Source organism: Rhizobium sp. 10N427, from assembly GCF_056394605.1.
The window spans coordinates 60,723-75,119 of sequence record NZ_JBFTID010000009.1; the positions used below are offsets into that span (position 1 = coordinate 60,723).

Below are 14,397 nucleotides of genomic sequence, written 5' to 3' on the forward strand. Positions count from 1 at the left end.
CTCTCCTTTACTCGTTATGTTTTTAGTTTGTTCCGCTATTGTTCCGTTGTCAACAGGATTGTTTTCTGTTTGGTTAACGCGGAACAGGAGAGAAACATGCGCCTCACAATCCTTGCCGCCGCTCTGCTTTCGGCTCAGGCCGCTATTGCCGCCGACGCCGGCCCCGCCCGCGTCGTGGATGCTGCCGTGGGCGATTGGAACGGCGACGGCAAGCCTGATCTGGCAGTGCTTGCCGAGGCTGCGGCGGATGCCGAAGACGATCAGCTCGGCATCTACATCTATCTGCGCGACGACCACGATCTGCTGCGGCTTGCGGCCAGCGCACCCGGCAAGATCTGGGGCAGCACGGCTGTTGACGGGATCTACGGCCAGGAGCCGTCGATCAAGGCCGCCGGGAAATCGTCGATCTCCGTGCATTCGCAGAACAGCGCCATCGGCCGGGACCGCTGGGAGCAAACACTGACGCTCGCCTATCGCAACGGCCAGTTCGTCGTCGCCGGCTATACCTACAGCGATTACGACACGCTCGACCCGGATGCCGGTGGCACCTGCGACTACAATGCGCTGACGGGCAAATTGCAAAAAGCCGGCAAGGATCAGACATCGGAGCCGCGCGTTATCGCCATTACCGACTGGAAGGCCGAAACCGGCCAGTCGATCTGCGGCAACTGATTTGTTCTCTTTTTGTTCTTTACAAAAAGCGCGACGTCTGCGAGACATATCGCAGGAGGCGCGGCATGTATCTCACTCTCTTGAACGACTTCATCGTCGAGGCAAAATCGCAGACCTATGTCGGCGGCGGGGCAAAGATCGCGGCCTGCCGGCCGGGATCGCAGGATATCGGCTATGAGCGCGGCGAATGGCGCTATCTCGACAGCTATTTCGGCGGCACCGATTTCGCAGGCCAGGAGACCGTCTGGTTGAATGGCGAGCCCGTCTGGGCGATGAACTACTTCGGCCACATCATCGAGCCGCGGCTGATCGACGGTAGCCGCGCCGGGGCCGTGATCAAGGCAGCGCTCTCGGCGCTTTATGGTGGTGAAAAACGCTTTCTCGGCGGCATGGAATATGAGCACGCGTTCGGCCTGTATATCGACCGAAGCGAGGGTGATTGCGGGCATTTCCGCGGCATGGAGATGATTGTCGTCGAAGAACGGCGCGCTTACGAACTCGATTATCGCGGCGGTCTGATCCGCCTTTAGAATTCGACGACCTTGCCGTCGGTGATCGTCACACGGCGGTCCATGCGCGCGGCGAGATCGTGATTGTGGGTGGCGATCAGGGCCGCGAGACCGGACTGGCGAACCAGCGCTTCCAGCGCGTCGAAGACGTAGTTGGCGGTTTCCGGGTCGAGATTGCCGGTCGGCTCGTCGGCGAGAAGCAGGCTCGGCGCGTTGGCAACTGCGCGGGCGATCGCCACGCGCTGCTGCTCGCCGCCGGAGAGTTCGCCTGGGCGATGGGAACCGCGATGGCCGATGCGCATGTATTCGAGCAGCTGCTGGGCGCGGACGGCGGCTTCCTTGCGCGCCAAGCCCGAGATCATCTGCGGCATCATGATGTTTTCCTGCGCCGAGAATTCCGGCAGCAGGTGATGAAACTGATAGACGAAGCCGATCTCGCTGCGGCGGATCGCGGTGCGCTTGTCATCGGAGAGCCCGTTGCAGGCATGACCGTTGATGCTGACCTCGCCATCATCAGGATGTTCAAGCAGACCCGCCAGATGCAGCAGGGTCGATTTGCCGGTGCCCGATGGTGCAACGAGAGCGACGATTTCGCCGCTATGCAGCGTGAAATCCGCGCCCTTCAGAATGGAGAGCACCGTATCGCCCTGCCCGTAGTGACGCTCGACGCCGGAAAGCTTGAGAACGACATTGCGTTTCATGGAGTTCAGCATTCCTTATTCGTAGCGTAGCGCTTGCACCGGATCGAGGCGCGAGGCGCGCCAGGCCGGGAAGATGGTCGCAAGGAAGGACAGCGTCAGCGCCATGATGACGACAGAGGTCGTCTCGCTGACGCTCATCTGTGCCGGCAGCTGGCTCAGGAAATAGAGCTGCGGATTGAAGAGAATGGTGCCGGTGATCCAGGAGAAGAACTGGCGGATCGACTCGATATTGATGCAGACGACGACGCCGAGCAGAACGCCTGCCAGCGTACCGACGATGCCGATGGCGGCGCCGGTCATGAAGAAGATGCGCATGATCGCACCGGAGCTTGCGCCCATGGTGCGCAGGATGGCGATATCGCTGCCCTTGTCCTTCACCAGCATGATCAGGCCGGAGATGATGTTCAGCGCCGCGACCAGAACGATCAGCGTCAGGATCATGAACATGACGTTGCGCTCGACCTGAAGGGCGGAGAAGAAGGTCTGGTTGCGCTGGCGCCAGTCGGTGATGGCGATCTGGCGGCCGGCGGCAGCCTCCACCTTCGGCCTCAGATTGTCGATATCATCGGGATTGTTGGCGAAGAGCTCGATCGACTGGACCAGCCCTTCCGAATTGAAATAGAGCTGCGCCTCCTCGAGCGGCATGTAGATGATGGCGGAATCATATTCCGACATGCCGATCTCGAAGATACCCGATATGGTGTAGGACTTGACACGCGGATTGACGCCCATCGGCGTGACGTCGCCTTCCGGCGAAATCAGCGTGATCGTATCGCCGGCCTGCAGCCCAAGCTGGTTGGCCATGCCGGAGCCGATCAACACGCCCTGCCCGGACATGAAGCCGACCAGATCGCCGGACTTGATGTTGTCGGAGACGGTTTTGAGCTTGGTCAGGTCTTCGGAGCGGATACCGCGCACCAGCGCGCCGCTGCCCGCCCCACCCTGGCCCGACGCCAGCGTCTGGCCCTCGACCAGCGGCAGCGCCATGCGGATACCGGGCACAGCGGCGAATTTCTCCGTCAGCGCCGCATAGTCGGTGAACGGCGCATCGACCGGCTGGACGATCATATGGCCATTGATGCCGAGAATGCGCGAGATCAGCTCGGTGCGGAACCCGTTCATCACGGCCATAACGATGATCAGCGTCGCGACGCCGAGCATGATGCCGACGAAGGAGAAGCCGGCGATCACCGAAATGAAGGCTTCCTTTCGCCGGGCGCGCAGATAGCGCCAGGCGACCATGCGTTCGAAGGTGGAAAATGGCTTACTCGCCGAACCGAAACCGGATTTGGAACCCCGCTGGTCCACTGCTGCGTCTGCCATTTCGCCTCCGATATCAGCCCAAGAGCTTGTTGATCGCCGCGTCGATCGTCATCGTTTCGCGGGCGCCCGTCTTGCGGTCCTTGACTTCGACTTCGCCGTTCGCGACCGCACGCGGGCCGGCAATGATCTGAACCGGAACGCCAATCAGGTCTGCCGTCGCGAACTTCGTTCCGGCGCGATCGTCGGTATCGTCATAAAGGACGTCCTTGCCGGCCTTAGAGAGCGCGGCATAGATTTTTTCGCAGGCGCTGTCGCAAGCGGCGTCGCCGGCCTTCATGTTGATCACGATCGCATCGAACGGCGCGACGGAGGCCGGCCAGATGATTCCGTTCTCATCATGCGATGCTTCGATGATGGCGGGAACAAGGCGTGTCGGGCCGATGCCGTAAGAACCCATGTGAACATTGTGTTCCTTGCCGTCAGGTCCCTGGACCTTGGCGCCCATCGGGTCGGAATATTTCGTGCCGAAATAGAAGATATGACCGACTTCGATACCGCGCGCAGAGAGCCTGTCGCTTTCGGGGATGGCGTCGAAAGCGGCCTCGTCGTGCATTTCCGAGGTGGCGGCGTAGACCGACGTCCACTTCTTAAAGATCGCATCCAGACCGGCGACGTCGTCGAAATCGGTATCGACAGAGGGAATGTCGAAATTCACGAAGTCCTTATGGCTGTAGACTTCGGATTCACCGGTGTCGGCCAGGATGATGAATTCGTGGCTGAGATCGCCGCCGATCGGGCCGGTATCGGCACGCATCGGAATGGCGCGCAGGCCGAGACGATCGAAGGTGCGCAGATAGGCGGCGAACATCTTCTTATAGGAGTGCTCGGCGCCTTCGCGCGTCAGGTCGAAGGAATAGGCATCCTTCATCATGAACTCGCGCGAGCGCATGGTGCCGAAACGCGGACGGATCTCGTCGCGGAACTTCAGCTGGATATGATAGAGGTTCAGCGGCAGGTCCTTGTAGGACTTGACGTAGGACCGGAAGATGTCGGTGACCATCTCTTCGTTGGTCGGGCCGTAGAGCATCGGACGGTCCTGGCGGTCCTTGATGCGCAGCATTTCCTTGCCATAGGCGTCGTAGCGGCCGCTTTCCTGCCAGAGCTCGGCAGACTGCAGCGTCGGCATCGACAGCTCGATGGCGCCGGAGCGGTTCTGCTCCTCGCGGATGATATTGTTGACCTTGTCGAGGACGCGCTTGCCGAGCGGCAGCCAGGAATAGATGCCCTGCGACTGCTGGCGGATCATGCCGGCGCGCAGCATCAGCCGGTGGGAGACGATTTCCGCCTCCTTGGGGTTTTCCTTCAGGATGGGCAGGAAGTAGCGGGACAGACGCATGACGGATTCCAGAGCAGTTGGGATTCCACATCAATCGCGGAATCGACGGCAATCGTTAACAGTGGCAGCGTTCATATCTGCTTCGCAGCCGGAAAGAAACCCGCGCGATACGCAAGCAGCCTTCCGCAGACGCAAGTTAACGTCCGGAAAATGCGAATGCAGAAAAAATCGCGTGTTTATAAGGGCTTGCATCAAAATCTCGTCAACAGGAATTTTTTACCCGACTGTAGCAAAAATGCAAAAAAAGCTGGTGACAAAGCCCATTCTTTGAGCTAGTTTCAGCTCACAAAACAGGCAAGGAGATAAATTCTTGCCAACTCGCGGTCAAGTCTTGGGAGGATCAGATCTTAGGCGCGCTTGTCGCAGCCCCGGTAACGGTTACGGATCACGCGATACTTAAAACAAGGCTTTTAGCCTTGTTTTTTTTTGGTTTTTCAGCCTCTTCCCTAACGTGAATATCAGAGAATTGACGTTACGGCAGATGCTCCTGCCGCCGCGTGAGCTCTTTGCATCATCTTGATGACAGCCGTATGACGGCATTTTCTCGACAGTTAACACATATGCTCAAAGATTGAGCAAAAGCCCTATTCGATGTTGAAGGCTGGGCCGATCTGCGGCAGGGCGTCGAACCCCCAGCCGAAGTAGGTCGACGAGAAGTACCAAGCGCCATAGACGATCGCTGAAACCACCGTCGTCGTCGAGAACACGAAGAGCGCGCGGAAGCGTGTCGGCGCACTTGGAATGGTGCCGAGCACCACCTCGTTGTCATCCGCCTGCGTGCGCAGACCGATGGGCAGAACGGCGAAAAGCGTGATCCACCAGACGATGAAATAGACGGCGAAGCCCTGTAAGAAAATCTGCAGCATGGTGGGTTCCAAATCGCGTTACGACCATCGCAACGCCGCGCTTATAGAGCGGAATGGCAAGAAGCTCAAATCACCTGACGTTCAAGGCCGGGGAATAGGTCACTCTGCCGCAGCAGAATTAAACCTGCTCGAGCTCGATCAATGTCCCGAAGAAATCCTTGGGGTGCAGGAAGACTACCGGCTTGCCATGGGCGCCGGTTTTCGGCTCGCCGTTGCCCAGCACTCTCGCCCCTGACGCCAGAAGCCGGTTGCGGGCAGCGATGATATCCGCCACCTCGTAGCAGATATGGTGCATGCCGCCGGCAGGGTTCTTTTCGAGGAAGGCTGCGATCGGCGAGGCATCGCCGAGCGGCTCCAGCAGTTCGACTTTGGTGTTCTCGAGCTCGACGAATACGACGGTGACGCCGTGGTCAGGCAGGGCCTGCGGCTGTGACACCCTGGCACCCAGGGTATCACGATAGCTGGCGCTCGCCGCAGCGAGATCGGGGACGGCAAGCGCGATGTGATTGACGCGGCCGAGCATAAGGTCAGACCTTGCTGAGGAAGACAGTCACAACCGGCTTCTTGCCCCAGGCATGGTTTGCGGCAGAGCGCACGGCGCGGCGCGCGGCCTCCTGCACCATGTCCAGATCCTTGCGACGGGCGCGCGGAATGCTCTCGATGGCGCCGACGACAGCGTCATAAAGCGTATCCTCGAGTTCATCACCTTCGTCGTCGTAAACAGGCAGGCCGATCGCCACGACATCCGGCTCTCCGATGATGTCGAAGCGGCTGTCCAGCAGCACGTTGACGGCGACATGGCCGACATAGGAGAGCTTCTTGCGATCGCCGATGCCCATTTCCTCGAAATCGCCGATCAGTGAGCCGTCCTTGTAGATCCGGCCATGCGGCGCTTCGTCGATAACCTGGGCCGGACCCGGCGCCAGGCGCAGCACGTCGCCGTTACGCACACGGGGAACGCTTGCGATGCCCGACTGTTCGGCCAATTCCTTGTGCGCCGTCAGATGCGTTGCCTCGCCGTGCACAGGCACGAGAATCTTCGGCCGCACCAGCTGGTACATCTTCTGCAGTTCGTTGCGGCGCGGATGGCCGGAGACATGAACCAGCGCTTCGCTGTCAGTGATGATGTGAATGCCCTGCTCGACGAGGCCGTTCTTGATGTCCTGAATGGCTTTCTCGTTGCCGGGAATGGCGCGCGAGGAGAAGACCACGATATCGCCGGCGGCCAGTGCCACATTGCGCATCTCGTCCCGCGACAGCTTGGCGAGCGCTGCGCGCGGCTCGCCCTGGCTGCCGGTCAGGATGACCACGACCTTGTCACGCGGGATATAGCCGTATTCGTCTTCGGCGATGAACGGCTTGACGCCTTCCATCAGGCCCAGCTCGCGGGAGACATCGACGACACGCTTCAGCGAACTACCGAGCAGCAGGATCTCGCGGCCGGCGGCTTCTGCTGCCTCGGCGACGGTACGGATACGGCCGACATTCGAGGAGAATGTGGTGATCGCCACGCGTCCTTCGGCATTCTCGATGATCTTGCGCAGGCTGGCGGAAACATCCTTTTCGGATGGCGAGACACCATCGCGCAGCGCGTTGGTGGAATCGCACATCAGCGCCAGGACGCCTTCGTCGCCGAGCTGGCGGAAGCGGGTCTCGTCTGTCAGCGGCCCGAGCGACGGCTCGTGGTCGATCTTCCAGTCGCCGGTATGGATGACATTGCCGAGCGGCGTGCGGATCATCAGCGACATCGGCTCGGGGATCGAGTGATTGACGGCGACGCCTTCGATGCTGAAGGGGCCGACATTGATCGTATCGCCCGCCTTGAAGATCGTCACCGGCACTTCGCCGATCGCGTCCTTCTCGAAATTGCGCTTGGCTTCGAGAAGCCCGGCCGTGAACGGCGAGGCGTAGACCGGAACGTTGAGGCCCGGCCAGAGATCGGCCAGCGCACCGTAGTGGTCCTCGTGGGCATGGGTGATGATGATCGCCTTGAGGCTCTTTCGCTCCTTGGCGAGAAAGCGGATATCAGGGAGCACCAGATCGACGCCTGGCAGATCGGGACCCGGGAAGGTCACGCCGCAATCGACCATGATCCACTGGCGATGATCCGCGGGGCCGTAGCCGTACAGCGCGAGATTCATGCCGATCTCGCCGACGCCGCCCAGCGGAAGAAATACCAGTTCGTCCTGTTTCGCCATTAGGTCCTACTATCCAAAGAAAACATCACCGGCAGCGATCTGCAGCATCCTGCCTGCGCCGGTATCGAGCATCAACAGCCCATTATCATCAATTCCGGCGAATTGGCCGGAAATCGACCTGTCCGGCAAATTCACCGTAATCTTCTCGCCAATGCCGCAGGCGACATCGCGCCAGCGCGCGGTAATCTCTCTAATGCCGCGGCCCTCGTTCCAGATATCCAGAACCTCGGCCATCGAGGCATAGAGATGGGCAAACAATTCCTCAGGGGAAGCCCTGCCGCCCTGTTCCCTGATGCAGGTCACCGGATACATCGGATTGTCGGGCATAACGGCGACATTGATACCGATGCCGATCACCAGCGCGTAGCGGCCATCCGGCAGCTGTTCGCCTTCGACGAGGATGCCGCAGGTCTTCTTGCGACCGATCAGGATGTCGTTCGGCCACTTGACTTCGAGCGGCTCGGCGGCCGGCGGCAGCACCATGCGAACGGCCTGATGCACGGCGACGGCAATCGCCAGCGGCATAGAGCCCATGCGCTCCATCGGCGCCGGATCGATCAGAAGAAGAGAGGCGTAGAGATTGCCGGGTTCGGAAACCCAGGGGCGTCCACGGCGGCCGCGGCCGCCGGTCTGCCTGACTGCGGTCACCCAGAGGAGGCCGCTGTCCCCTGCCCGGGCCTGGGCAAGGCATTCCGTGTTGGTCGACGGGGTCTCCGGCAGCGCTTCATGCCGGAAATCGCCGAGCGATATCCGGCGGCGCATGGGAGATACCATCAGAACAGCGTCGCTGCCGCGAGCTCAGCCGCACCGCCGATCGGACCGCCGATGAGAACATAGGCGAGAACGAACAGGCCGGAGAGACCGTAGACCAGCTTGAGAGCGCCGGAGACGCGGGCAAACTCACCCTTGGCTTCATCGAACCACATCAGCTTGATGACGCGCAGATAGTAGTAAGCGCCAACGACCGAAGCCAGAACACCGATGATCGCCAGCGCATAGAGCTTGGCTTCGATGGCGGCGACGAAGACGAAGTACTTCGCGAAGAAGCCTGCCATCGGCGGAATGCCGGCCAGCGAGAACATCAGGATCGTCAGCACGGTCGCCATAAACGGGTTGGTGCTGGAGAGACCTGCGAGATCATCGATACCTTCGACGACGGTGCCATCCTTGCGGCGCATCGACATGATGATCGCGAAGGAACCGAGCGTCATGACCATGTAGATGACCATGTAAAGCATGACGCCGGAGACGCCCGTCTGGTTGCCGGCTGCGAGGCCGACCAGCGCATAGCCCATGTGACCGATCGACGAATAGGCCATCAGTCGCTTGATGTTCTTCTGCCCGATGGCGGCGAAGGAACCGAGCAGCATCGAGGCGATCGAGATGAACACGACGACCTGCTGCCAGTCCGCCATGATCGGCTGGAAGGCGGTGATGACGATACGGGTCATCATGGCCATCGCCGCAACCTTCGGCGCGCTGGCGAGGAATGCGGTCACCGGGGTCGGTGCACCCTCGTAAACGTCAGGCGTCCACATGTGGAACGGCACGGCCGAGATCTTGAAGGCGATACCGGCGAGAATGAATACCAGACCGAAGATCAGGCCGAGCGAACGGGCGCCTTCGACGTTCAACGCCTGAGCGATGTCGGCGAAATGCGTGTGGCCGGTGAAGCCGTAGACCAGCGACATGCCGTAGAGCAGCATGCCCGAGGAGAGCGCGCCGAGGACGAAATACTTCAGGCCGGCTTCGGTCGACTTGACGCTGTCGCGGTTGATCGCAGCGACGACATAGATCGCCAGCGACTGCAGCTCGAGGCCGAGATAGAGCGCGATCAGATCGTTTGCCGAGATCATCAGCATGATGCCGAGCGTGCAGAGCACGAGGAGAACCGGGAACTCGAACTTGTCGAGCTGGTTTTCCTTGGCAAGGCCGAGCGACATGAAGAGCGCCACGAAGGAGCCGGTCAGTGCCGTCACCTTCATGAAGCGGGAGAAGCCGTCCGCCTGATAGACACCGCCAAAGGCGAGGCCGGTGGACGGGATGAAGATCAGCCAGAGCGCTGAGGCGGCAAACAGGATCATGGCGAGCACGCTCACCATGCGCCCGGAACGCTCGCCCGCAAAGACGCCGATCATCAGAAGGACAAGGGCGCCTACCGCGAGGATCAGCTCCGGCGCGGCGAGGTGCAGACTTGCAAGAATGGTTTCAGCGGTCATGTCCAAATAGTCCCGTCATCAATTCATCGACAGCGCAACGTTCTGCGCTGCGTGTACGGCGGCCGTATAATTATTCACCAGCAGATCCACCGAAGCGGCCGTCGCATCGAAGACCGGTGCCGGATAGACACCGAAGAGGATGGTCAGCGCAATCAGCGGGTAGAGCAGCAGCTGCTCACGCGGCGAAAGATCGAGAAGCGCCTTCAGCTTTTCCTTCTCCAGCGCACCGAAGATCACGCGGCGATAGAGCCACAGAGCATAGGCAGCCGAAAGGATGACACCGGTGGCCGCAAACAGCGCAACCCAGGTGTTGGCACGGAAGACGCCGATCAGGGTCAGGAATTCACCGATGAAGCCGGAGGTGCCGGGAAGACCGACATTGGCCATGGTGAAGACCATCATCGCCACCGCGTATTTCGGCATGTTGTTGACGAGGCCGCCATAGGCCGCGATCTCGCGGGTATGAGTACGGTCGTAGACAACGCCGACGCAGAGGAAGAGCGCGCCCGAGACGATGCCGTGCGACAGCATCTGGAAGATCGAGCCCTGAACGCCCTGCATGTTGGCGGCAAAGATGCCCATGGTGACATAGCCCATGTGCGCCACCGACGAATAGGCGATCAGCTTCTTGATGTCGTCCTGCATCATCGCCACCAGCGAGGTGTAGATGATGGCGATGACAGACAAGGCAAAGACCATCGGCGCGAAGAAATCGGACGCCACGGGGAACATGCCGAGCGAGAAGCGGATGAGACCGTAGCCGCCGAGCTTCAGGAGCACGCCCGCCAGGATGACGGAACCAGCCGTCGGCGCCTGAACGTGCGCATCAGGAAGCCAGGTATGGACGGGCCACATCGGCATCTTGACTGCAAAGGAGGCGAAGAAGGCCAGCCATAACCACGTCTGCATCTGTGGCGGGAACTTGTAGGCGAGCAGCGCAGAAATATCGGTCGTGCCGGCCTGCCAGTACATTGCCATGATGGCGAGCAGCATCAGCACCGAGCCGAGCAGCGTGTAGAGGAAGAACTTGTAGCTTGCATAGACGCGGTTCGCGCCGCCCCAGACGCCGATGATCAGGAACATCGGGATCAGGCCTGCTTCGAAGAACACGTAGAACAGCACGATATCGAGCGACACGAAGACACCGACCATCATCACTTCGAGGATGAGGAAGGCGATCATGTATTCCTTCAGGCGCTTCTCGACCGAGAGCCAGCTGGCCAGGACGCAGAAGGGCATGAGGAAGGTCGACAGGATGACGAACAGCATGGAGATGCCGTCGATACCGACATGATAGCCGATGCCGGTGCCGAGCCAGGCATGCTTCTCGATCATCTGGAAGCCCGGATTGGCGTTATCGAAGCCGATCCAGATCAGAAGCGACAGCAGGAACGTGACGATGGTCGTGAACAACGAGATGTTGAGCACGTTCCGGCGGCCGTTCGGGCCGTTTTCATTCATCAGCAGCAGAAGCACCACGCCGACCAGCGGCAGGAAGGTGACCGTTGTAAGAATAGGCCAATCGGTCATCAGAAGGAACTCCCGAGCATCATCCAGGTAACGAGCGCTGCAATGCCGATCAGCATCGCGAAGGCGTAGTGATAGAGGTAACCGGTCTGCAGGCGGACCACGCGGTTCGTCACATCGACGACGCGGGCGGCAATGCCGTTCGGACCGTAGGTATCGATGACGCCGACATCACCCTTCTGCCACAGGAACTTGCCAAGAGCCTTGGCCGAGCGGACGAAGAGGAAGTCGTAGAGCTCGTCGAAGTACCACTTGTTCAAGAGGAACTGGTAGAGCACGCGATGCTGCTGGGCGAGAACCCGCGGCGTCGAAGGCGACTTAATGTACATGTACCAGGCGATCACGAAGCCGACGACCATGGCGATGAAGGGGCTCAGAGCCACCAGGGCCGGAACATGATGGAAGTGTTCCAGCAGTTCATTCTCCTTGGAGGTGAACAGCGCGCCCTTCCAGAACTCGGCATACTCTTCGCCGTAGAAGCGGCCTTCGAAGAGGAAGCCTGCGAAGACGGCGCCGATCGCGAGGATATAGAGCGGCACCAGCATGACCTGCGGCGATTCATGGACGTGATGCATGACTTCATGGGAAGCGCGCGGCTTGCCAAAGAAGGTCATGAAGATCAGGCGCCAGGAATAGAAGCTGGTGAACAGCGCGGCGATGACGAGCATGGTGAAGGCGAAGCCTGCGGCCGGCGAATGCGACGCGTAGGCAGCTTCGATGATGACGTCCTTCGAGAAGAAGCCTGCAAAGCCGAATGGCGTGAACGGAATGCCGACGCCGGTGATGGCGAGCGTGCCGATCATCATCATCCAGAACGTTACCTTGATGTGCGGACGCAGGCCGCCCATGTAACGCATGTCCTGTTCGCCATCGACGGCGTGGATGACCGAACCGGCGCAAAGGAACAGCAGAGCCTTGAAGAAAGCGTGCGTGAAGAGATGGAAGATCGCCGCACCATAGGCCCCTACTCCCAGCGCCACGAACATGTAGCCGAGCTGCGAGCAGGTGGAATAGGCGATGACGCGCTTGATGTCGTTCTGGACCAGACCGACCGTTGCCGCGAAGAAGGCTGTGATCGCGCCGATGATGGTGACGACGGTCAGGGCATCATGCGACAGTTCGAACAGCGGCGACATGCGGGCGACGAGGAAGACGCCGGCGGTAACCATGGTTGCGGCATGAATGAGCGCCGAAACCGGGGTCGGGCCTTCCATGGCGTCCGGGAGCCAGGTGTGCAGCAGGAACTGCGCCGACTTACCCATGGCGCCCATGAACAGCAGCAGGCAGACGGCCGTCAGCGCATGCGTCTTGTCGAGTTGCATGCCGAAGAGGTTCAGAACCACTTCGCTGGCAGCTTCAGCACCTTCATGCGGCGCGAAGTTCGCGGCGTTGGCGAAGATCGTATCGAAGTTGATGGCGCCGAACAGCACGAAGACACCGGCAATGCCGAGCACGAAGCCGAAGTCGCCGACGCGGTTGACGATGAAGGCCTTCATCGCCGCAGCCGAGGCAGACGGCTTCTTGAACCAGAAGCCGATCAGGAGATACGAGGCCAGACCCACGCCTTCCCAGCCGAAGAACATCTGCAGAAGGTTGTCGGAGGTCACCAGCATCAGCATGGCAAAGGTAAAGAGCGACAGATAGGCGAAGAAACGCGGGCGATGCGGATCATGATGCATGTATCCGATCGAGTAGACGTGCACCAGCGTCGAGACCGTGTTGACGACGATCAGCATGACGGAGGTGAGCGTATCGATGCGCAGCGACCAGGAGACGTCGATGCCGCCGGACTGGATCCAGCGCAGCACTTCCACCTTGATGGCGCCTTCCGGATGACCGAGCGCCACCGTGAAGAACACATACCAGGAGAGAGCGGCGGTGATGATCATCAGGCCGCTGGTGACGTATTCCGATGCCTTGGCGCCGATCGCGCGGCCGAAAAGGCCGGCAATGATCGCGCCGATCAAGGGAAGAAAGACGATAGCCTTATAGAGGAACATGAGCCGCTCAGCCCTTCATCATATTGACGTCTTCGACCGCGATCGAACCGCGGTTACGGTAGAAGACAACGAGAATTGCAAGACCGATGGCCGCTTCTGCAGCCGCAACGGTCAGAATGAAAAGTGCAAAGACCTGGCCGACGATGTCGTTGAGGAACGACGAGAAGGCGACCATGTTGATATTGACCGCGAGCAGAATGAGTTCGATCGACATCAGGATGACGATGATGTTCTTGCGGTTCAGGAAGATGCCGAAGACGCCGAGCGTGAAGAGGATGGCGCTGACCGTCAGGTAGTGGGAAAGACCGATGACCATGTTCTTTGTTCCTTGTACCTGTCCTTAGACACCCTGCCCCGGCTTGACGGTGACCACCTCGACGGCGGTCGCCGGCGTGCGGGCAACCTGCTGGGAAATATTCTGGCGGCGGATATTGGTGCGATGCTTCAGCGTCAGCACGATCGCGCCGATCATGGCGACCAGAAGCACCAGGCCGGCGATCTGGAAGAAGTAGACGTAGTTCGTATAGAGCACGTCGCCGAGTGCCGCCGTATTGGTGCGTTCCGTCAGCGCCGGGATCGGCATGGCGACGGTCTTGGCGATCTCGGGCGAAATCACGCTGCCGCCGACTACGACGATCAGTTCGGCTGCGAGGATCAGTCCGATCAGCGCGCCGATCGGCGCATATTCCAGAACGCCTGCCCTGAGCTCCGTAAAGTCGATATCGAGCATCATGACCACGAAGAGGAAGAGAACCGCCACCGCGCCGACATAGACGACGAGCAGGATCATCGCCAGGAATTCGGCGCCGAGCAGCAGGAAGAGGCCCGCGGCGTTAAAGAAGGTCAGGATCAGGAACAGAACCGAGTGAACCGGGTTCTTTGCCCAGATGACCATGAACGCCGACGCTATCGCGACGAAGGCGAAAAGATAGAAAAATAGAGCCTGCAGACCCATGTTGGTGCCTTTTTCATCTTCCCCCGGGCAGCCGGGAGTTTCCCTGCCCGATGAAGCTTCGTCACCCGTGAAGGGCCGGCAAAGCTCCGGT

At 60.1% G+C, this 14,397-nt stretch carries 14 protein-coding genes; 2 read left to right on the forward strand and 12 right to left on the reverse strand.

Translation table 11 applies throughout. The features are described 5' to 3' along the window. The first annotated feature begins 96 nt into the window (after positions 1–96). Positions 97–672, forward strand: a complete 576-nt coding sequence (locus tag AC1DIJ_RS19425) for a hypothetical protein (protein ID WP_112389690.1) — start codon at positions 97–99, stop codon at positions 670–672. A gap of 65 nt (positions 673–737) precedes the next feature. Beyond that, on the forward strand, positions 738–1,202 hold the full coding sequence (locus tag AC1DIJ_RS19430; RefSeq protein ID WP_112389689.1) for a DUF5680 domain-containing protein: 465 nt from the start codon (positions 738–740) through the stop codon (positions 1,200–1,202). Here AC1DIJ_RS19430 and AC1DIJ_RS19435 read toward each other — a convergent pair. From AC1DIJ_RS19435 to AC1DIJ_RS19490, 12 genes are all read right to left on the reverse strand, one after another. After that, positions 1,199–1,882 (reverse strand): ABC transporter ATP-binding protein, encoded by a 684-nt coding sequence (locus tag AC1DIJ_RS19435; RefSeq protein WP_112389752.1) that lies wholly within the window; start codon positions 1,880–1,882, stop codon positions 1,199–1,201. The two genes, AC1DIJ_RS19430 and AC1DIJ_RS19435, sit on opposite strands and share 4 nt — an antisense overlap. A gap of 15 nt (positions 1,883–1,897) precedes the next feature. Then, positions 1,898–3,205 (reverse strand): lipoprotein-releasing ABC transporter permease subunit, encoded by a 1,308-nt coding sequence (locus tag AC1DIJ_RS19440; protein ID WP_112389688.1) that lies wholly within the window; start codon positions 3,203–3,205, stop codon positions 1,898–1,900. Positions 3,206–3,218: 13 nt separating this feature from the next. Next, a complete protein-coding gene (proS, locus tag AC1DIJ_RS19445) occupies positions 3,219–4,541 on the reverse strand; it encodes a proline--tRNA ligase (protein ID WP_112389687.1) in 1,323 nt (440 codons plus the stop codon). 584 nt (positions 4,542–5,125) lie between these two features. After that, positions 5,126–5,407, reverse strand: coding sequence for a DUF1467 family protein (locus tag AC1DIJ_RS19450; RefSeq protein ID WP_112389686.1), 282 nt, complete (start codon positions 5,405–5,407; stop codon positions 5,126–5,128). 118 nt (positions 5,408–5,525) lie between these two features. Further along, positions 5,526–5,930 (reverse strand): methylmalonyl-CoA epimerase, encoded by a 405-nt coding sequence (mce, locus tag AC1DIJ_RS19455; protein WP_112389685.1) that lies wholly within the window; start codon positions 5,928–5,930, stop codon positions 5,526–5,528. A gap of 4 nt (positions 5,931–5,934) precedes the next feature. After that, the gene (locus tag AC1DIJ_RS19460) at positions 5,935–7,605 is read right to left on the reverse strand and encodes a ribonuclease J (RefSeq protein ID WP_112389684.1); all 1,671 of its coding nucleotides are present in this window, start codon (positions 7,603–7,605) and stop codon (positions 5,935–5,937) included. Between the two features lie 9 nt (positions 7,606–7,614). Continuing rightward, the gene (locus AC1DIJ_RS19465) at positions 7,615–8,379 is read right to left on the reverse strand and encodes a biotin--[acetyl-CoA-carboxylase] ligase (protein ID WP_112389683.1); all 765 of its coding nucleotides are present in this window, start codon (positions 8,377–8,379) and stop codon (positions 7,615–7,617) included. Continuing rightward, the gene (gene nuoN, locus AC1DIJ_RS19470; protein WP_112389751.1) at positions 8,379–9,824 is read right to left on the reverse strand and encodes an NADH-quinone oxidoreductase subunit NuoN; all 1,446 of its coding nucleotides are present in this window, start codon (positions 9,822–9,824) and stop codon (positions 8,379–8,381) included. The genes AC1DIJ_RS19465 and nuoN overlap by 1 nt, the downstream gene beginning before the upstream one ends. A gap of 18 nt (positions 9,825–9,842) precedes the next feature. After that, complete coding sequence (locus AC1DIJ_RS19475) at positions 9,843–11,354, reverse strand: NADH-quinone oxidoreductase subunit M (RefSeq protein WP_112389682.1); 1,512 nt, start codon at positions 11,352–11,354, stop codon at positions 9,843–9,845. Next, positions 11,354–13,351, reverse strand: coding sequence for an NADH-quinone oxidoreductase subunit L (nuoL, locus tag AC1DIJ_RS19480; RefSeq protein ID WP_112389681.1), 1,998 nt, complete (start codon positions 13,349–13,351; stop codon positions 11,354–11,356). The genes AC1DIJ_RS19475 and nuoL overlap by 1 nt, the downstream gene beginning before the upstream one ends. A 7-nt stretch (positions 13,352–13,358) precedes the next feature. Continuing rightward, positions 13,359–13,667, reverse strand: coding sequence for an NADH-quinone oxidoreductase subunit NuoK (gene nuoK / locus AC1DIJ_RS19485; RefSeq protein ID WP_018900202.1), 309 nt, complete (start codon positions 13,665–13,667; stop codon positions 13,359–13,361). Between the two features lie 24 nt (positions 13,668–13,691). After that, a complete protein-coding gene (locus AC1DIJ_RS19490; RefSeq protein ID WP_112389680.1) occupies positions 13,692–14,306 on the reverse strand; it encodes an NADH-quinone oxidoreductase subunit J in 615 nt (204 codons plus the stop codon). Positions 14,307–14,397 lie beyond the last annotated feature (91 nt).